The 19,437-nt window shown below is 73.9% G+C and carries 13 protein-coding genes and 1 riboswitch; of the genes, 5 read left to right on the plus strand and 8 right to left on the minus strand.

Annotation, left to right across the window (positions count from 1 at the left end; translation table 11 throughout):
* Positions 1–27: 27 nt before the first annotated feature.
* Genes ACQP2F_RS25070 through ACQP2F_RS25080 form a run of 3 tightly spaced genes read right to left on the minus strand, consistent with a single transcriptional unit; the run spans position 28 to position 4,196 of the window.
* Complete coding sequence (locus ACQP2F_RS25070; protein ID WP_433291278.1) at positions 28–1,323, minus strand: threonine/serine ThrE exporter family protein; 1,296 nt, start codon at positions 1,321–1,323, stop codon at positions 28–30.
* Positions 1,304–2,659 (minus strand): dipeptidase, encoded by a 1,356-nt coding sequence (locus ACQP2F_RS25075; protein ID WP_433291281.1) that lies wholly within the window; start codon positions 2,657–2,659, stop codon positions 1,304–1,306. The genes ACQP2F_RS25070 and ACQP2F_RS25075 overlap by 20 nt, the downstream gene beginning before the upstream one ends.
* The gene (locus ACQP2F_RS25080; protein ID WP_433291283.1) at positions 2,652–4,196 is read right to left on the minus strand and encodes an MFS transporter; all 1,545 of its coding nucleotides are present in this window, start codon (positions 4,194–4,196) and stop codon (positions 2,652–2,654) included. Before ACQP2F_RS25080 ends, ACQP2F_RS25075 begins: the two co-directional genes overlap by 8 nt.
* Before the next feature lie 112 nt (positions 4,197–4,308).
* Here ACQP2F_RS25080 and ACQP2F_RS25085 point away from each other — a divergent pair, with 112 nt between their 5' ends.
* Both ACQP2F_RS25085 and ACQP2F_RS25090 read left to right on the plus strand, forming a co-directional pair.
* Positions 4,309–5,817, plus strand: coding sequence for an MFS transporter (locus ACQP2F_RS25085; RefSeq protein ID WP_433291286.1), 1,509 nt, complete (start codon positions 4,309–4,311; stop codon positions 5,815–5,817).
* Between the two features lie 86 nt (positions 5,818–5,903).
* Positions 5,904–7,229, plus strand: coding sequence for a hypothetical protein (locus tag ACQP2F_RS25090; protein WP_433291288.1), 1,326 nt, complete (start codon positions 5,904–5,906; stop codon positions 7,227–7,229).
* Here ACQP2F_RS25090 and ACQP2F_RS25095 read toward each other — a convergent pair.
* Positions 7,181–7,681 (minus strand): hypothetical protein, encoded by a 501-nt coding sequence (locus ACQP2F_RS25095; protein ID WP_433291290.1) that lies wholly within the window; start codon positions 7,679–7,681, stop codon positions 7,181–7,183. The genes ACQP2F_RS25090 and ACQP2F_RS25095 overlap by 49 nt on opposite strands.
* Positions 7,682–7,734: 53 nt before the next feature.
* Positions 7,735–8,850, minus strand: a complete 1,116-nt coding sequence (locus tag ACQP2F_RS25100; protein ID WP_433291293.1) for an epoxide hydrolase family protein — start codon at positions 8,848–8,850, stop codon at positions 7,735–7,737.
* An 88-nt stretch (positions 8,851–8,938) separates the two neighbouring features.
* On the opposite strand from ACQP2F_RS25100, the gene ACQP2F_RS25105 reads away from it, so the two are divergent.
* Complete coding sequence (locus ACQP2F_RS25105; RefSeq protein WP_433291295.1) at positions 8,939–9,550, plus strand: TetR/AcrR family transcriptional regulator; 612 nt, start codon at positions 8,939–8,941, stop codon at positions 9,548–9,550.
* 9 nt (positions 9,551–9,559) lie between these two features.
* Here the strand turns inward: ACQP2F_RS25105 and ACQP2F_RS25110 are convergent, their stop codons facing one another.
* The 3 genes from ACQP2F_RS25110 to ACQP2F_RS25120 all read right to left on the minus strand — a co-directional run bounded on the left by ACQP2F_RS25110 (position 9,560) and on the right by ACQP2F_RS25120 (position 16,570).
* Positions 9,560–9,979, minus strand: a complete 420-nt coding sequence (locus ACQP2F_RS25110; RefSeq protein ID WP_433291297.1) for a VOC family protein — start codon at positions 9,977–9,979, stop codon at positions 9,560–9,562.
* Positions 9,980–9,982: 3 nt separating this feature from the next.
* Positions 9,983–15,139 carry a diguanylate cyclase gene (locus ACQP2F_RS25115; RefSeq protein WP_433291299.1) on the minus strand — a complete coding sequence of 1,719 codons (5,157 nt, stop codon included), beginning with the start codon at positions 15,137–15,139 and terminating at the stop codon, positions 9,983–9,985.
* A gap of 90 nt (positions 15,140–15,229) precedes the next feature.
* On the minus strand, positions 15,230–16,570 hold the full coding sequence (locus ACQP2F_RS25120) for an L-serine ammonia-lyase (RefSeq protein WP_433291302.1): 1,341 nt from the start codon (positions 16,568–16,570) through the stop codon (positions 15,230–15,232).
* Between the two features lie 122 nt (positions 16,571–16,692).
* Positions 16,693–16,790, minus strand: a riboswitch (glycine riboswitch).
* Between the two features lie 96 nt (positions 16,791–16,886).
* Between ACQP2F_RS25120 and ACQP2F_RS25125 the strand changes: the two genes are divergently transcribed.
* The gene (locus tag ACQP2F_RS25125) at positions 16,887–18,491 is read left to right on the plus strand and encodes a methyl-accepting chemotaxis protein (RefSeq protein ID WP_433291304.1); all 1,605 of its coding nucleotides are present in this window, start codon (positions 16,887–16,889) and stop codon (positions 18,489–18,491) included.
* 83 nt (positions 18,492–18,574) lie between these two features.
* Positions 18,575–19,384: a glutamate-cysteine ligase family protein gene (locus ACQP2F_RS25130; RefSeq protein WP_433291306.1), complete on the plus strand. Its 810-nt coding sequence runs from the start codon at positions 18,575–18,577 to the stop codon at positions 19,382–19,384.
* The last annotated feature ends 53 nt before the right edge of the window (positions 19,385–19,437 follow it).

The following is a 19,437-nucleotide window of genomic DNA, read 5'->3' on the forward strand; positions in this document are numbered from 1 at the left end:
TCATCCCATCCCGGCCACCCCCGGCCCTCACCCGGCCCGATCGGCGACCGGCCGCGTGATCCACCCGAGCGACCGTGCCAGCGATCGATAGACCGGGTAGCCGCACAGGACCCCGAGCGCGATCGCGATCATCGACCAGACGGTGCCGAGCAGGTCCTCGGCCGCGGCCAGCGAGTCCCGGTCGAGATACTCGGTGATGCCGATCAGGCCGAGAGCACCGGGCACCAGCAGCCAGAACGCGGGCAGGAACGAGACCAGCGCCGGCGGCCCCGACGGCCGCCGCTCCACGAAGTACGCCACCGGCGTCATCGCCAGCGCGCCGAAGAAGCCGCTCAGATAGCCCCCGAAGATCGAGTTGCCCAGATACTGGCCGATCCACGCCGCGCCCAGGACGAGCAGCAACCACGGCAGCGACCGGTGCGGCGCCGAGTAGTAGAGGTACGTGCCGGCCCCCACCACCAGGACCCCCAGCCACGGCGCCCACCAGCCGATCAGGTTCTGCGGGCTGTCGATCAGCTGCTCGGCGGCCGGCACGTGCACGACCTGGGTGGCGGCCGTGATGCCGAACGCCAGCAACATCAGCTGCAGCGCCCCGGAGACCAACCGGCTGGCTCCGGTGATCATCTCCCCCGCCGACAGCTCGACCACCGACATCGTCAGCGCCGCCCCGGGCAGGAACGTCACCAGCGGCGCGATCATCGCCCGCAGATCGGCGTCCGCCCACCCCGGCCCGGCCAGCAGGAACGTCACCGACGCGACGACGAACGCCACGGTGACCGGCATGATCAGCTGGACGCTCGGCCATCGCCCGCCGACCAGCTTCAGCCCGCCCACGAGCAGTCCGAACAGGAAGGCCAGCACCATGTCGCCCCAGGTCGGCTGCAGCACCAGGCAGATGCCGGCGGTGAGCACCGCGTGCCCGAGCACGGTCACCCACCGGCCGAAGCGCGGCTTCATGTCGACGATCTCCAGGACCCGCCTGCTGCCCTCCTCCGGCGCCACCGTCCCGGTCCTGGCCTCGCGCAGCAGCTCGTACAGCGCCGCCGTCTGGTCCAGCCGCAACAGACCGCGGAGCTGACGGGTGGGTTCGAGCGTTGCCGCGCGTCCCGGTTCCAGAGCGATCTCCAGGTACGTCGGGAAGACCGCCACCCGCACGTGCGGCTGTCCGTAAGCCGCCGACACCTCGATCAGATGGTCCTGGATCTCGTTGACGGCCTCCCCCGCCGCCGTCATCCCGCTGCCGAGGAACAGCAGGAACCGCAGCAGGGCGCGTTCGTCCGCCGAACCGCCCGGGTGGGCGTGGTCAGCGCCGGCTTCCCGCATAGTCCCGCAGGAACAGCGCCTCCACCAGCGCCATGTGCTCGATCTCGGACGGGTCGACGCTCTCGTTCGGCGCGTGGATCAGGCAGCGCGGCTCCTCGACGCCCATCAGCATGATCTCGGCCGACGGAAAGGTGTCCTGGAAGACGTTGCAGAGCGGGATCGAGCCGCCCTGCCCCTCCACGAGCGCGTTCCGGCCGTACGCGGCATGCATCGCTGCGGTGAGAGTGTCGTAGGCCGGCCCGCTGGTGGATCCGCTGAACGGCTCGCCGTCGGCCTCGCGCTCGACGGTCACCCGGGCGTTCCAGGGCGCGACCTGCTCGAGGTGGGCGATGAGGGCGTCCTGCGCGTGCCTGGCGTTCATCCCCGGCGGCACGCGGAGGTTGATCCGGGCCCGGGCGTGCGGCTGGATGGCGGCCGACGAGCCGACCACCGGCGGGCAGTCGATGCCGAGGACCGTCACCGCGGGACGCGCCCAGACCAGGTCCGAGACCCGGCCGTCGCCGAGCAGGTCGACCCCGTCCAGCACGCTCGCGTCGGTGCGGAACTGGTCGACCGGGTAGTCGGCGCCCGGCCAGGTCTGGGTGGCGTCGAGACCCCGTACGGTCGTGTTGCCCTTCTCGTCGCGCAGCGTCGCGAGCATGTGGATCAGCGCCGCCAGCGCGTCCGGTGCCGCGCCCCCGAACATGCCCGAGTGCATCGGCCCGGCCATCGTGTCCACGCTGACCACCACGTTCGCCAGGCCTCGCAGCGTGCTGGTGACCGCCGGCTGCCCGACCGCGAAGTTCCCGGCGTCGCAGACCAGGATCGCGTCGGCCCGCAGCAGGTCGGCGTGGGCCGGCACGAACGCCTCGAGCCCGCCCGTGCCCTGCTCCTCCGAGCCCTCCCCGACGATCTTCACGGTGACCGGCAGGTCGTCGCCGAGCGCCCGCAGCGCGGTCAGGTGGGTGACGATGTTGCCCTTGCAGTCGGCGGCGCCGCGGCCGTACCAGCGTCCGTCCCGCTCGGTGAGCTCCCAGACCGGCGTCTGCCAGGCCGCGTCGTCGAGCGGCGGCTGCACGTCGTGGTGGAAGTACAGCAGCACGGTGGGCGCGCCGGCCGGGCCCGGGCGGGAGCCGCAGACGGCCTTGCTGCCGTCCGGCGTCTCGTACGCGTCGACGTCGTCGAACCCGAGGCCGCGGAACGTGCCGAGCAGCCAATCGACCATGCCGTCGCACTCGCTTGGCGGGAACTGCTTGGCGTCGTGCACCGACTTGTACGCGACCATGGCGGCCAGGTCGTCCTTCGCCTTCGGCATCAGCGACTTGATCCGGCCGCGGAGCACCTCGTCGTCAAGCACCGGAGTCTCCCTTCGGTTGGCGGCCGCCGGGCCAGACCAGCCGGACGGCGATCAGGGCGGCGAGGACGACCCCGCCGGTCACGAGCAGGGCGTCGGCGATGCCGCTGGTGAAGCCGGCCGCCACCGCGCCGGTCACCGCGCGGCCGAGGTCGGGCGGCAGCGACGCGATCGCCTGGTCGAACGAGGAGGAGCCGACCAGCGCGTTCTTCGCGGTCTCGATGTCGGCGGCGGACAGTCCGGCCCCGCGCAGCGCGTCGCCGGTCGGCCCGGACGCGAAGCCACGGGTCAGGGCGCTGAGCACGGCGATGCCGAGGGCACCTCCGACCATGCTCGACATCTTGAACACGCCGGCCGCCGAGCCGGCCAGGTCGATCGGCACCTCGCCGACCGCGGTGTCCGAGATCGGGGTCGACAGCACGCCCAGCCCGACGCCGATGACCAGCAGCGCCACCCCGATCAGCCACAGCGACGTCCCGACGGTGAGGAACCCGAGGACCCCGAAACCGAGAGCGAGGACGAGCAAACCCAGCAGTACGGGCATCCGGCCGCCCCGCCGCGACTCCAGCCGCGACCCCTGCGGGATGAGGGCGAAGATGCCCAGCGTGGACGGGAGCATCAGCAGGCCGGCCTCGATCGGGCCGTACCCTCGCACGTTCTGCAGCCACAGCACGAGCAGGTAGCTGAGCCCGCCGAAGGCCAGGTTCATCACCAGGTTGGCGATCAGGGCGCCGTCGTAGGCGCGCAGCTTGAACAGGCTCAGGTTGACCAGCGGGTCGGCGCTGCGCCGCTCGATCGCCCACCAGGCCAGGACCAGCAGCACGAACGCGACGAGCAGGCCGACGATCAGCGGGTCGCCCCAGCCCAGGGCCGGGCCGTCGGTCAGCGCGAACATCAGCGCGAAGATGGCCAGCCCGATCGTGGCCAGGCCGAGCCAGTCGATGCGCCGCGACGCCTGCTCGTCGCGCGACTCCGGGGTCTTCGCACGCAGGACGAGGACGGTCGCGATGCCGAGCGGCACGTTGATCCAGAACAGCCAGGGCCAGCCCAGGGTGTCGGTGAGCACGCCGCCGATGGCCGGCCCCACGGCCTGCCCGCCCCAGGCGACCGCCTGCCAGACGCCGAACGCGGTCAGCTCGGCCGGGCCGGTGAACTCGGCCGGGATCAGCGCGAGGGTGGCCGGCAGGATCAGCGCGGCGCCGACGCCCATCAGGGCCCGGCCGGTGATCAGCAGCTCGACGTTCGGGGCGAGCGCGGCCACGATCGAGAACCCGGCGAACAGCAGCACGCCCAGCTCCAGCATGCGGCGGCGGCCGAAGATGTCGCCGAACTTGCCGGCCGCGATCACCAGGGCGCCGGTGACCAGGCTGAACGCGTTGTTGGCCCACTGCAGGGCGGACAGGTCGGCGTCCAGCTTCTCGGCCATGGTCGGGATGGCCACGCCGAGGTCGGCGAACGCCAGCCAGACCAGCCCGGCCGCGGTGCAGATGGCGGCCAGCGAGATCCAGCGGCTCCGGGTCGTCACGGCCGCGTCGGTCACGTGGATCAGTCTTCGGCCCGGTCCCGGCCTCGGTCATCATCCGTGCCGGGCGATGTGTCCGGACGGCTCCGCTGCCGAGACTGGCGAAAAGGTTCGTCGATGGAGGCCACGCATGTCCTCGCAGAACGGTCGCGCCGTCAAGGTCGTGGAAGACAAGGCCGCCGGCCTCGGCGTGCTGCTCGCCGCGTGCATCTCCACCCTGGTGGTGAACGCGAACACGTCCGCGGTGACGATCCTGCTCCCGGCGATCAGCGAGGACACCGGCTCGCCGGTGTCGACGCTGCAGTGGGCGGTGACCGGCTACATGCTGGTCGGCGCCGCGGTGATCGTGACCTCGGGCGCGCTCGGCGACGTCTTCGGCCGCCGTAAGGTGTTCCTCGGCGGCCTGCTGCTGTTCGTCGCCTCCTGCGTGCTGATCGCCCTGTCCCAGCAGGGCTTCGGCGTGATCGCGGGCCGGATGATCCAGGGCGCCGCCGGCTCGACGATCCTGGCCTGCGGGATGAGCCTGCTGTCGGTCGACTCGGCCGGCGCCGGCCAGATGAAGGCGGTCACGCTCTGGGGCGCGGCGTCGGCCGCCGGCGGCGCGGCCGGTCCGCTGATCGGCGGCCTGCTGGTCGGCGCGACCGGCTGGCAGGGCCTGTTCTGGATCGACGCGGTCATCGCCGCCGCCTGCATCCCGATCACCCTGCTCATGGTGGCCGAGTCGAGCGACCCCAACCGGCCGCGCTCGATCGACTGGGCCGGCACGATCCTGATCGCCGTCATCCTGGTGCCGCTGGTGCTGGCGCTCAGCGAGGGCGGCGACTGGGGCTGGGCGTCGCTCGCGACCCTCGGCTGCTTCGTGATCGCGGCGCTCGGCGTGGTCGGCTTCGTGCTGGCCGAGAAGCGCGTCTCGGCCCCGCTGGTCGACCTCGCGCTGCTGCGCAACCGCGTCCTGGTCGGCGCCACCCTGGCGATCCTGCTGGTCGCGGGCACGATCAACGGCCTGATGTACGTCCTGAGCCTGTACTTCCAGGACCCGGACGGCTTCGGCATGACCGCCCTCGAGGCCGGGCTCGCGACCTTGCCCGCCGTCGCCGTCATGATCGCCATAACCCCGCTCATCACCCCCGTCGCGGTCAAGATCGGCTCACGCCAGGCGGTCGCGCTCGGCTTCCTGCTCTCGGCGATCGGCTTCGGCGCGCTGGGTTTCGTCAAGGCCGACTGGGCGTACGGGATGTTCGTCGTCCCCCTGGTCGTGATGGCGATCGGCCTCGGCCTCGCCAACGGCCCGGCGTCCTCGGCGTCGACCTCCGCCGTGCGTCCCGAGGAGGTCGGCCAGGCCTCCGGCATCTCCAACATGGCCCGCTACGTGGGCGGCTCACTGGCCACCGCCGCCACCGCGACCGTCTACGCGGCCGCGACCGCTTCTCACAAAGCCGACGGCTTCACCCCGTCGGAGTCACTGGCCGCCAGCCTCTCCCGCTCCGCGATCCTGATGGCCGTCATGGCCTTCGCCGGCGTGCTGCTGGCCGTGCTGATGGGCCGCCACCAGGCCGCGAAGGCCCGCTCCGTGCACCGGGCGGCGGCCGCCGCGGCGCTCGCCCACACCATTCCGACAGCCCCGGTGGAAAATCACTGACAATTCCTCGGCGCGTCCGCGCCTAGAATGGCGCGCGGACGCCATTGCATTCTATTTCGCGGGGGAAATAGATGAGGAAACGTCATGTGCTGGTGGCCGCCGTGTGCGGCTTCCTCGCATTTCCGTGCACCGCCATTTCGACACACGCCGACGCCATCGCCGCCCACACCGCCGCCAGCGCCGGCCACACCGCCCACAGCGCCGGCCACACCGCCGCCGGCACCGCCCACACCGCCACCGACACCGCCCACACCGCCGCCGGCGCCAGCCACACCGCCGCCGGCACCGCCCACACCGCCACCGGCGCCAGCCACACCGCCGCCGGCACCGCCCACAGCGCCACCGACACTGCGCAAGCGGCGCACCCGCAAACCGGGAGCGGGCAAGCAGCGAGCGGCGCCACCCGAGCGGCCGCCATCCCGGTCCGCGGGCGAGAAGAGGACGGAGCGGCCCACGCGGCCGCCGCCCAAGCCCGCGGGCTGGCCGCCATTCCGGGGACCGCCGGGCTTGCACGTAGCAACCCGGCGCAGGGACGCGCCGCGCAAGAAGAGGTGGCACCAGGGCAGGCGGCGCCGGGACGCGTGGCGCAAGGAGAGGTGGCGCCGGGACGCGCGGGGCGAGGGCAGGTGGCGCCGAGACGCGTGGCGCAAGGAGAGGTGACGCCGGGACGCGCGGGGCGAGGGCAGACGGCGCGCGCAGCCGGCCGGGTGGATGTGTCGCCGTCGGGTGCCGGCGGGCGGGCGCTGGCCGGCTGCATCGCCGAGGCACGCAGCCGGCAGGCGCGGCGGTGGGTCTGCGCGCCCGACGGGCTGACGACGGTCGACATCAAAGGTCGCACCTCCGGTGAGACGATCGCCGCGCCGGGCGGGACGGGCCTTTCCGATCGGTGTGACGACGGCGTCTGCCACCGGCGCATGAGCTCCTATGTGGACGTCACCTGGGGCGGCGTCGCGTTCGGGCACGGCCGGGAGGTCATCGGGCGGTTCGACGTCGTCCTGCGCACCAACCTCGGCGGGCTCGGGTCGCAGTGGCGCACCACCGTCGTCCCGCGGTCGGGGCCGCCGGTCGCGCTCGACGACGCGGCGATCGTCTGCCGGCACGGGAACGGCTACCGGACGGACGAAGAGCCGGCCGAGGGGGCGGCCAACGGCGCGGCCGAGACGGGGGCCAACGGTACGGCCGAGAGGGCGGCCAACGGCGCGGCCGCGGGCTGCGAATCCGGGGCGCCGACTGTTCCGCGTCTCTCGACGCCGGGGTGGCGCTGGGAGAACGAATCCATCGGTGGGCGCTATTACAACGCGGTGAGCGGAACCTTCACGGCCGATGGTTACGGCCGTTTTCCGATGGGGACGATCGCCTCCAGTTATTTCTTCTGCGCCGGGCCGGGGAACTGCAGATTCGCGGCCTCCTGAGGCGACTCGCGAGACGACCGCGCACGGGCGGCGGCACGGCCGAGGAACGACACGGCGGCGAGCGCCAGCTGTGCGGCCGGCACGGCCAGCAGGACGGCGGCCGGAGCGCCGGCCGGCAAGTGCAGGCCGGTCGGCAGCAGGAGGCCGGCCGGTAGGTGCAGGCCGCCGGGCGAGTGCGGGCCGGCCGGCACGCCCATGCCGGTCAGCAGATGCACGCCGGTCATCACCGCGGCCAGGACCAGCAGGTCCCGCCAGGCGGCGGGGGCGGCCGGGCGGCGCCACAGGTGGACGCTGCAGCGTAGGCAGACCAGCGCGAGCAGCAGCATGCCGGCCGTCACGACCGGTGCGTGCCGGGCGTGCTCCCCGGCCAGCGCGAGGTGGCCGGCCGAACCGGCCACCCCGAGAACCGCGGCGGCCCGGGCGGCGACGAGCGTCGAGTCGGTGTGTTCCACACCGGGACAGACCGGCGGCACCCGCGAAACGCATCGCTCGCGCCCGGACGAATCTAGTGAGCGGTGAAGAAGGCGCGCACGTCGTCGGCGTACAACTTGGGCTCCTCGGCGGAGAGGAAGTTGCCGCCCGCCGGAAGCTCGGTCCAGTGGGTGACCGTCGTGTCCCGCTCCGCGAAGCGGCGGATCGTGATGTCGGTGACCCCGAGCGCGACGCCCAGCGGGACCGGCGACTTCTCCTTCGGCGCCCACGCCGCCGGGTCGTGCGCCGCCTCCCAGTACAGGTTCGCCGACGAGCCCGCGGTGCCGGTGAACCAGTACAGGCTCACGTTGGTCAGCAGCAGGTCGCGGCCGACCGCGTCCTCGGGCAGCGCCGCCGCCGGGTCGGTCCACTCCTGGAACTTCTCGACGATCCAGGCCAGCTGACCGGCCGGCGAGTCGTGCAGGCCGAACGCCAGGGTCTGCGGGCGGGTCGACTGGATGACGTTGAAGCCCATCTTGTCGTCGCGGAACTCCTGGAGACGCTGCAGGCGCTCCTGCTCGGCCTCGGTCAGTCCCGCGAAGTCGGACGGGTCGCCGGACGGGAACGTGATGTGGCCGTTGACGTGCACGCCGACCACCTTCTCCGGCTGCTGCCGGCCCATCTCGACGGCGATCGCGGCCCCGCCGCCGGTGCCCTGCACGCCGTACCGCTCGTAGCCGAGCCGGGCCATCAGCTCGTTGAGGGCCGTCGCCGTGCGCGACGTGTTCCACCCGGCCGAGGTCAGCGGGCCGGAGAACGCCACGCCGGGGTTGCTGACCAGCACCAGGTGGAAGTCGGGACGCAGGGCCTCGACGACCGGCAGGTAGAGGGCGAACGAGCCGGGCCAGTCGTGGCTGATCAGCAGCGGGACGGCGGCCGGGTTGCCCGACCGGACGTGGGCGAAGTGGATGTCCTGGCCGTCGACGGTGGTCACGAACTGCGGCAGCTCGTTGAGCCGGGCCTCGGCGGCGCGCCAGTCGAACTCCCGCTCCCAGTAGCGGGCCAGCTCCCGCAGGTAGGCCACCGGGACGCCGCGGCGCCAGCCCTGGCCGGGGATCTCGCTGCCCCAGCGCGTACGGGCCAGGCGGTCCCGCAGGTCGTCGACGTCGGCCTGCGGGATGTCGATGCGGAAGGGGCGGATCTCGGACATTGTCGGCTCCCTCGACAGCGGAACGGAATGCTTCGTTCCCGTTACTGTAGCAGAGCGGAATGATCCGTTCCACTGTTAATCTGGCCGCATGACGCAAGCGGGACGGGCCCGGCAGGCCGAGCGCAACAACGAGGCGATCCTGACCGCGGCGCGGGAGGTGTTCCTGGCCGACAAGCGGGCGCCGATCTCGGCGGTGGCCGAGCGGGCCGGCGTCGGCATCAGCGCGCTCTACCGCCGGTACGCGGGCAAGGAGGACCTGCTGCGCACGCTGTGCCACGACGGTCTGCAGTGGTTCATCGCCGAGGCCGAGCGGGCCGCGGCCGAGCCCGACGACTGGGCGGCGTTCGAGATGTTCGTACGCGGCGTGGTCGACGCCGACGTGCACTCGCTGACCGTGCACCTGGCCGGCACGTTCCCGCCCAGCCCGGCGATGGACGCCGACGCGGCCCGGGCCAACGAGCTGGCCACCGCGCTGTTCGAGCGGGCCCGGCCGCGGATGCGGGCGGGTGCGGTGCCGGCCGACATCACCATGCTGCTGGAGATGTGCGCGGCCGTGCGCGTGCCCGACGCCGCTCGCACCAAGGAGCTGCGCCGGCGGTACGTGACGATGCTGCTGGACGGGTTGCGCGCGGGCGGCGAGCTGCCCGGTCTCCCGCCCACGGTCGAGGAGCTGGGCTGGCGGTGGAGCCGGCGGGACTGAGAGCGCCGGCTACGCGACGAAGATGCAGAACGGGTGCCCGGCCGGGTCGGCGTAGACGCGCAGCGGCTCCTCCGGGTCGTCGCTGCGGTCGTAGAGCACGCTCGCGCCCAGCGCCAGCGCCCGCTCGTGCTGGGCGTCGAGCTGCGCCACCGACTCGACGGTCGTGTCCAGGTGCAGCTGCATGGGCACGGCCGGATCCGGCCACGTCGTGCGTACGAGCGAGGGGTTCTGCTGGAAAGCGAGCTGCAGGCCGCCGGAGGGGTTCTGCAGCACCAGCCAGTCCTGCCCGCGCTCGTCCGGCTCACCGGCCGCCGGCGGCTCGTCGCCCGGCCGGTACAGCAGGCCGAACAGCTTGCGGTAGAACTCGGCCAGCTTGCGGGCGTCGGGGCCGTCCAGCACGACCTGGAGCAGGGTCGGGAATCCGGTCATGCCTCAGCAAACCACGACCCGGTTCCGGCCGCTCTCCTTGGCCCGGTAGAGAGCGTGGTCGGCGCGGGCCAGCATCTGGTCGAGCGTGCTGTCGGTGGCGTCCAGGTGGGCGAGGCCGACGCTGATCGTGACCGGCAGCGGGCCGGCCGTGGTGGCGATCGGCTCGTCGGCCACCGCCCGGCGCATCCGCTCGGCCAGCTCCGGCGCGTCGCCGTCGTGGTCGGGCAGGACCAGGGCGAACTCCTCGCCGCCGTAGCGGCCGAGCACGTCGGAGTGGCGGATGCTCGCCCGCACCCGCGCCGCCACCGTCCGGATCACCTCGTCGCCGACGCCATGGCCGTACGTGTCATTGACGCTCTTGAACTTGTCGATGTCGAGCATGACGGCGGCGAGATCGCGTTCGCCGCGCGCGGCCGTGGCGACCAGCGCGGTGGCGATGGCGTAGAAGTGCCGCCGGTTGTGCTGCCCGGTGAGCTCGTCGGTGGTGGCCAGCTCCTGGACCCGGCTGAACAGGCACGCGTTGAGGTAGGCGCTCATGCCCTGGGTGGCGAGCGCGCTCACCACCTGGATCGCGGACTCGTCGAACGCGTCGGCGCCGAGCACCACCACGCCGACCCGGCCCTCGCGGGTCTGCAGCGGGATCACCAGGGCGACATCACCGAGCTCGGGCGACAAATCCGACATGAGAATCGGAGCCTCGCCGACGTGGACCGGCAGCGGACCGCCCAGCAGCGACGGCGCGGCTTTCCCGGTCACCTCGAGCACCACGTTGCCGTCGGCATCGAGCAGCACGCCGGCATGGGCGGAAACCTGCGCCGCGAGCATCGCGAAGAGGGTGCTGAGCAGGCGGGACGGCTCGTGGATCGAGCTCAGCTCGGCCAGCGACGCCCGCAGCATCTCGGCGAACGCCTGCTGCTGCTGGGCCGCCGCCACCGCCAGATGCAGCTGCGCGGCCCGGGCCGTTTCCAGCGACACCGCCACGTGGCTGGTCACGCCGATGAGGACCTCGACGTCGTCCTCGGTGAAGATGCCGCGCGCCATCCGGCTGTCCAGGTAGACCACGCCCAGTGTGGTGCCCTTGAACCGGACCGGCACCACCATGATGCTGCGCAGCCCGTGCACGACCGCGCTGCGCGAGCCGAGCGCGGCGCCCTGCTCGGTGCCGGTCAGCACGAGCGGCTCGCCGCTCTCGGCCACCCGGCGCACCAGCGTCGTGCCGTAGCCGGTGGTCTCGGCCAGGACGGCGCCGTCGGCGCCGCGGCCGGCGAACTGCACCGGCTCCCCCGCCTCGTCGAGCAGGAAGAACAGCGCCCGCTCGGCGCCGAGGATGCGCAGCATCTCGTCGAGCGCGACCCGGGCCAGCTCCTGCGGGTCGAGCACGGTCGCCGCCGCGGCGCCGACCTGCTGCAGGGCCTCGAGGCGCCGGCTGCGGCCGCCGTCGCCGCGCCGGTCCACGACCGTGCGCCGGTTGGTCGCCGCGCCCTCCTCGGCGCCGAACTCGGTGCGGGCCTGCCGGCGCCGCGACTCCCAGCCGTGGGTGGTGGCCAGCGACAGCGCGATGCGGGCCTGCCGGTCGGACTCGTTGACCTGGCCGAGGGCCCGGAACGCGCGGGCCCGGAACCGGGCGACCTCGAAGTGCACGAGCGGCGCGTCGGCCGCGCGGGCCACCTGCTCGGCCTTGTCGCTCCACTCGATCGCCTTGCGGGGGTCGCCGAGCATCTGGGCCAGGGCCGCCTGCCCGATCAGGTAGGAGGCGTTGAGCAGCGGTGACGCCTTGCGCACCCGGCGCAGGTCGGCGATGGCGGCGCGGGCGGCGGCGGCGCGGGCCGGGCGCTGCTCGTCGGTGGCCATCCGTAGCTGCGCCATCCGGGCGTGCGCCTGGTACGAGTAGATGTACTTGTGCTGCAGCATCAGGTCGCGCCGGCGCAGGCCGAGCGCGCGGAACTCGGCCAGGATCGCCTCGAACGGCTCGCCGAACTCGCCCTGCTCGATGGTCGCGCAGGCGGCGGCGACCAGCATGTTCATCCGCTGCACGGTGGTGCCGGCGCCGTCCGGCAGCTTGGCCCGCATGGCGGCCAGCGCGGCGGCGGCGTCGCCGTGCCGGCCCTGCACGGCCGGGACCATCACCGAGAGCATGCCGAACGAGGTGCCGCGCACGAGCTCGAGGTCGTTGAGGCGGCGCAGGCCGCGCTCGTACTCGGCCTGGGCCTCGGCGGTGTAGCCGCGCAGCAGCTGCCGCAGGCCGACCGTGGCAAAACCGGGAATGAGCTGGGCCGGGCCGAACCAGCGGGCGTTCCTGGTGATCGTCTCCTGCCATCCGCTGCCGTCGTCGTAGCCGCCGAACAGCCAGGACACGCCCCGCATCCACTCCACGTAGGCGACCAGCGCCGGGTCACCGAGCCCGGCCGCCACCTCGGCGGCGCGCGCGAGGCAGCGTTCGGCGGTGCCGCGCAGCTTGACCACGGCGCAGACGTAGCCGATCAGCGCGTAGACGCGGACGTACTCGGGGCACGGTCCGAGGCGGTTCACGGCGTACATCGCGCGCATGGCCAGGATGCCGGCCTCGCGCAGGCGCAATCCGATCCCGGCGGCGTAGCCACCGGCGTCGAGGACGGCGGCCAGGTCGGCGAGCTCGTCGCGGCGGCGTCCGGAGACCTTTCCGGACCCCCATCCGGTACGCCGGACCGCGCCGCCGGCCAGAGCGATGCCGACCGTGGACGCGAGCCGGGCGACGCCGCTCGCCGGCAGCGGGCGGCGCAGCTCGACGAGGGCGGCGGCGGTCGCGGCGAGGGCCTTCTCGTCGTCCCAGACGGTGTGGTGCAGCTCGACCTGGGTGATCAGCAGGTGCGCCCGCCGGCGCCGGTCGGTCTCGGCCGCCAGGGCCCGCTCGATGGTGGCGGCGGCGTCGGCGAACCGGGCCGCGCGCAGGTAGGCCAGCGCGAGCGGGTGCAGCACGTCCGAGCCCGGTGCCGGGTCGCCGTCGAGGGCGTCCTCGAGATAGCCGATCGCCTCGGCCGGGGCCATGTCGTCGAGCGCGCGCAGGCCGGCCGCGAACGCGCTCCGCCGCCGGCGCCCGGGCTCGATCGCGTCGCCGGCCCGGCGGTGGTGGCGGGCGACCGCGTAGACGTGGTCGGCGTCGCGCAGCGGCTCCGGCAGTCCCTCGAGGGCGTCGGCGATCGCGGCGTGCAGGCCGCGCAGCCGGTCCTCGCCGACCCCGTCGAGCAGGGCCTCGCGCAGCAGCGGGTGCAGGAAGACGAACCAGCCGCCGGGGCGGGCCTCGACGACGCGGCGTTCCACGGCGGCGCCGACCGCGGCCACGACCTGGTCGGGTGAGCCGCCGGCGGCGACCAGCGTCTCGGTGCGGAAGCGGGGACCGGCCACGGCCGCGGTGACCAGCAGGTGCCGGTCGCCGTCGGTGAGGGTGGCCAGGCGGGAGGCGAGCAGGGCGCGTACGTCCTCGGCGGCCGGCAGCGCGTCGGCGCCGGCCGCGTCGAAGTGCCACGCGCCCCACAGCGGGGTGAGCAGGCCGGCGTCGAGCAGCCGCAGCAGGTAGGCGACGACGGCCAGCGGCGAGCCGCCGGTGCGGCCGGCCACGTGCTCGATCAGCTCGGCCGGGACGGTGGCGCCGGGCAGCCGGGTGGCGATCAGCCGGGCCACCGCGGCCGGGTCGAGCGGTGCGCAGTCGAGCTCGAGGTCGGCCTCGGTGTGCGCGGGGCCGTCCTCGCCGTCGCGCTCGGTCAGCAGCACCAGCAGCGGCAGCCGGGGCAGGTCGGGCGCGAGCCGGGCCAGCACCGTGCGGCTGCCCGCGTCGAGCCACTGCGCGTCGTCGAGCAGCAGCATCAGGCCGCCGTGCTCCTTGGCCAGCTCGCCGAGGAAGGTGGCGACGGCGGCGAACAGGTGGTCGTCGCGGGCCTCCACGGCGTCGGCCGCGAGCAGCGCCTCGAGGCGGCCGCCGAGCCGGGCCACCAGGGCCGGGCCGGCCACCTCGGCGGCGTCGCGGACGTGCCGCTCGGCGGCGGCCCGGGCGTCGTCGCCGAGCAGCGCGACGGCCTGCAGGTGGCCCTCGACGGCGGCGCGCAGCGCGGCCAGCGGCAGGGCCTCGTCCTGGAGGCAGGCGGCGCGCAACACCGGCACGTCGGTGACCAGCGAGGCCGCCTCCTCGGCGAGCCGGGTGCGGCCGGAGCCGCCGGGCCCGCGGATGACGGTGACGCCGCCGCGGCCGGTGCGGGCCCGCCGCCAGCGGTCGGCGAGGCCCTCGCGCTCGGTCTCCCGGCCGCACAGCGGCCACCGCACGGCGGCCGGCTCGGCCGTCGCGGCCTCGCCGCCGGGACCGGTGCGCAGCGCGGTGAGCAGGGCCGCGGCGTCCGGGTAGCGGTCGTCGGGGTCCTTGGCCAGCAGCCGGGTGACGACGGCGGCGAGGGCGGGGTCGATGCCCGGGCAGAGCGCGGCGACGTCCGGGATCGGCGCGGTCAGGTGCAGCCGCAGCAGCCGGCCGACGTCGTCCGCCTCGAACGGCACGGAGCCGGTCAGGCACTCGAACAGCACGACGCCGAGCGAGTAGAGGTCGGAGCGGCCGTCGACCGGGCGTTTGAGCATGCCGGACTGCTCGGGTGAGGTGTAGAGGAACGTGCCGACCGCGCGGTCGTCGTCGTCCTCCGGCTCGGCGCCGAGCAGGGCCAGCCCGAAGTCGATGAGCTTGGCCGGGCGGCCGGGCGACAGCATGATGTTGCCGGGCTTGACGTCGCGGTGCACGAGGCCGACCCGGTGCGCGGCGGCCAGGCCGCGGCCGAGCTGGGCGGCCAGCTCCACGACGCGTTCGGGCTCGAGCGGGCCCTGGGCGAGACGGTCGGCCAGCGAGCCGCCGGGGATGTACTCCAGCACGAGGGCGGGTGCGCCCTCGAAGAAGCCGGCCGCGTGGATGGCCGGGACGGACGGGTCGTCGACACAGGCGAGCAGGGCGGCCTCGCGCTGGAAGGTGGCCAGCATGCCGCGATCGCCGGCGGCGTCACCGTTGGGGCGTTTGAGGGCGTACGTGCCGGTGCCGCGCCGGGCCCGGTGCACGGTGGTGAAGGCGCCCCGGCCGAGCTCGTCCCCGACGGCCAGGCCGGTCAGCTCCGCCGCTCCGCGCCCGTCGGGCGTCCATCCGGCCGTGTCAGTCACTGGGACATCACTCCGCTGCTCTCGATTCGCACCTCACATCGGCAGCATCGGCGCGGACTTGACCCTCCAAGGGTCAGGCGATTGCTCCGCTCAGCATTCGACGACGGTCACGGCCAGCCCGCCGAGCGACGTCTCCTTGTACTTCGTCGACATGTCGCGGCCGGTGTCGCGCATGGTGCGGATCGCCGTGTCGAGGCTGACCCGGTGGCTTCCGTCGCCGCGCAGCGCCAGGCGGGCCGCGTTGATCGCCTTCACGCTCGCGATCGCGTTCCGCTCGATGCACGGCACCTGCACGAGGCCGCCGACCGGGTCGCAGGTGAGCCCGAGGCTGTGCTCGAGCGCGATCTCGGCGGCGTTCTCGGCCTGGGCGGGCGTTCCGCCGAGAACCTCGCACAAGCCGGCCGCGGCCATCGCCGCCGCCGATCCGACCTCGCCCTGGCAGCCGACCTCGGCGCCGGAGAGGGACGCGGCGCCCTTGATCAGGATGCCGACCGCGGCGGCGGTGAGCAGGAAGCGGACCACGCCGTCGTCGTCCGCGCCGGGCACGAAACGGCGGTAGTAGTGCAGGACCGCGGGGATGATGCCGGCGGCCCCGTTGGTGGGTGCGGTGACGACCCGCCCGCCGGCCGCGTTCTCCTCGTTGACGGCCAGCGCGTAGAGGTTCACCCAGTCGATCACGTGCAACGGGTCGCCGGCGTCCGGGCGTACGGCCAGATCGCGCCGGAGACCCGGCGCCCGGCGACGGACGCCCAGCCCACCGGGAAGGACGCCCTCGTCGGCGGTCAGGCCGCGCTCGACGCAGTCGCGCATCACCCGCCAGATGTGCAGCAGGCCGTCGCGGATCGCGGTGTCGTCGCGCCAGGCCCCCTCGTTCGCGAGCATGACGCCCGAGATCGGCAGGCCGGCGCGGGCGCAGGTGGCGAGCAGGTCGTCGCCGGTGCGGAACGGATGGGGCAGTGCGGCGTCGCCGGCGGTCCGCTCCTCGCCCTCCTCCAGGACGAAGCCGCCGCCGACCGAGTAGAAGGTGCGCTCGGCCAGCACCGTGCCGTCCCCGGCCCAGGCGGTGAAGGTCATGCCGTTCGGGTGGAAGGGCAGGCTGCGGCGGCGGTGCAGGATCAGCTCGACCGGCACCGGACCGCCGTCCGGCCCGCCGAGGGAGACGGCGCCGGCTCGCTGGAGGGCGGCGACCCGGGCCGGCACCGTCGCGGTGTCGACGGTGGCCGGGTCCTCGCCCTCCAGGCCGAGCAGCACGGCGGCGTCGGAGTGGTGGCCGCGGCCGGTGGCGCCGAGCGAGCCGAACAGCTCGACGCGCAGGCGCGCGGCCTTGGGCGCTTCGGCGGCGAACCGCTGGGCCGCCCGCATCGGCCCCACCGTGTGCGAGGACGACGGGCCGATCCCGATGGAGTAGAGGTCGAAGGCGCTGACCGGCACGAAAGGCTCCCCTCGTAGGGTGGCCTCCCCGCTCTGTCATGGGTACCTGAGAGCTTCACCGCCGCGGGGGCGGTTTGCACCGTGGGTGCGGGACCATGTCGTCCCGGCTTTCCAGAGTCGCCTGCCATGCGGCGGTTACGGGTGCCTGAGAGATTCCCGGGGAGGGCTTGCTCCTTCGGCGCCCCGGTCCGGAGACCGGGGGCTCTCCCGCCGCGGTTCGTGCGGCGCGATCTTCGATTGTGCTATCGAGCGTGACAGCCGGTATCGCCCGCGTCAACTCGCTCAGCCCGCGCCGAACCGTGCCGAACGGGAGGAAGTGACGCTGGTTCGACGTTTGCGCCTCGGCGCGCGCCTGGGCGCCTCTTTCGCCCTCATCCTGGTCCTGCTGGGCATCGTGGTCGCGATCGGCGTGGTGGCCCTGCAACGGCAGTCGGACACCGCCCTCCAGGTGCACGACCTGCAGACCCTGCGCGGCCAGGTCGACGAGCAGAAGTACTACGACGGGGACATCTCCGGCTGGCAGATCGCGTACGCGTGGGACGTCTACCGCCTGTCGCCGCAGAAGGCCGTCGATCCCACCTCGGACAACCGGGCCGGCTTCCTCGCCGACGCGAAGCTGCTCAAGGCGTTGCTGGCGGCGACGCGTACCGACCTGATGACCCCCGCGGAGAAGGACATCTTCGCCACGCTCCAGCAGAAGTGGACGTCGTACTTCCAGGCCGACGACGAGATCGTCGGACACTTCGCGAAGGGTCAGGTCGAGGAGGGCAACAAGGTGATCCTCGGGCCGGGCTACCAGATCTACTACGACATCGTGCAGCTGACGCAGAAGCTGGTCGACTCGGTGACGCACCGGGTGGAGGCGGCGACCCGGGAGGCCCGCAGCTCGGCGTCGGCCGCCCGCAACTGGATGCTGGCGACGTTCGCGCTGGCCGTGCTGGCCGCGGTGGTCCTGACCATCATCGTGGTGCGCAGCATCTCCCGGCCGGCCCACCGGGTGATGGGCGCGCTCCGCAGTATCGCGAGCGGTGACCTGGGCGTACGCGTGAACGACAGCGGGACGGACGAGCTGGCCGACATGGCACGGGCCGCCGACGACGCCGCGGCCGGGGTGGCGCAGACCATCGGCCAGATCAGCGAGGACGCCCGGGCCCTGGCCGCGGCGGCGGACACGATGTACCGGGTGAGCGGGCAGATCGACGGTGCGGTCAACAACGCGTACGAGCAGGCCGACCGGGTCGCCGGAACCGCGGGCGGCGTCTCCGGCAACGTGCAGACGGTGGCCGCCGGGGCCGAGCAGATGGGCGCCTCGATCTCGGAGATCTCCCGCAACGCGGCCGACGCGGCCGGGGTGGCGGCGGGCGCGGTGACGGCCGCCCGCGACACCAGCGCGACCATCAACCGGCTCGGCGAGTCGTCGGCGCAGATCGGCACGGTGGTCACCACGATCCAGGCGATCGCCGCACAGACCAACCTGCTGGCGCTGAACGCGACGATCGAGGCGGCCCGGGCCGGCGAGCTCGGCAAGGGCTTCGCGGTGGTGGCGTCCGAGGTCAAGGACCTGGCCCAGGAGACGGCCCGGGCGACCGAGGAGATCGCCCAGCGGATCCAGGCGATCCAGCAGGACACCGGCGAGGCGGTCACCGCGATCGACGGGATCAGCCAGATCATCGAGCAGATCAGCGACTACCAGACGACGATCGCGTCGGCGGTCGAGGAGCAGAGCGCCACGACGGCCGAGATGAACCGGGGCGTCACCGAGGCGGCCGACGGCGCCAGCGAGATCGCGCAGGGCATCTCGTCGGTCGCCGAGAGCACCGCGACCAGCCGGAGCGCGGTCAGCGAGGCGAGCCGCGCGGCCGGCGACGTGCACGCGCTGGCGGCGCGGCTGCGGCAGACGGTGGACCGCTTCACGATCTGAGCCGGCGGTCTATTCCTATCTTGCAGATGGGAATGCTATGGTCAGGCGCCCGCCCGCCCACCACGCACCCAGCGAGGCGCACCGTGACCACACCGACGTTCGCTCCCGCCCCGCCCGGCTTCGTCGGGGCCGCGGTCGACGTGCCCGGCCGGCCCGGCCTCTCCGGCCGCGTCCCGCTGCCGCACGGCTTCCTCAAGGCCCGGTCGTCCTCGGTGGCGGTGGTCAGCGGGCCGCCCTCCCCCGGGCTGGCCGTGTGCCTCGACCGGATGGGCGAGGACCTGGCCCGCGCTGGTGCCGGGTCCTTCGCGACGCCCGACCCCGGCGCCGGCATCCTGGTCGGTCTGGAGGCCGGTCTCGAGGGCGGCGGCGTGCTCGGCCGGGCGAGCCGCTGGCGGCGGGCCCACGTGCTGGCGCCGGTCCTGGCCGCCGCCTTCGCCGGCACGCCGTCGGCCGGCTGGCGCAGCACCCGGCAGTCCACCCGCCGCGACCTGCCGGTGGCGGCCACCGCCCGGCAGGCGCCCGGTGCGCCGGTGTCCGCACACGGCCACCTGGAGATCGACGTCGCCGACCACCAGCCGGCCGGCGGCTGGCGCCTCCCGATCGCCGTCGTCACGACGCTGATGGACGACCCGCGGGCCGCCGCCGACGCCCTGCGCGCGACCGCCCACCTGGAGTCCGAGCCGCGCCTGTGGGAGCGGGCCGCCCGGGACGCCCTGACCGACCCGGTCCTGGCCGCGGCCGCCCGGGAGTGCTTCCTGGCCGCCTACGCCGCGCTCGCCCGCCACGGCGCCGACCGCGCGCTGCGCGACGCGCTGGCCGCCTTCACCGAGCGCTACGTCCTGCGGTCGCGCTGCCCGGCCGACGACCTTCTGGCCAACAGCCCTCGTTCGTAGTAGACGTGGAGGGCCGTCCGCCAGCGGTCCACCGTCCCCGAGCGAAGGGCACC

Origin of the sequence: Actinoplanes sp. CA-030573 (assembly GCF_050951115.1) — a bacterium.
Taxonomy (GTDB): domain Bacteria; phylum Actinomycetota; class Actinomycetes; order Mycobacteriales; family Micromonosporaceae; genus Actinoplanes.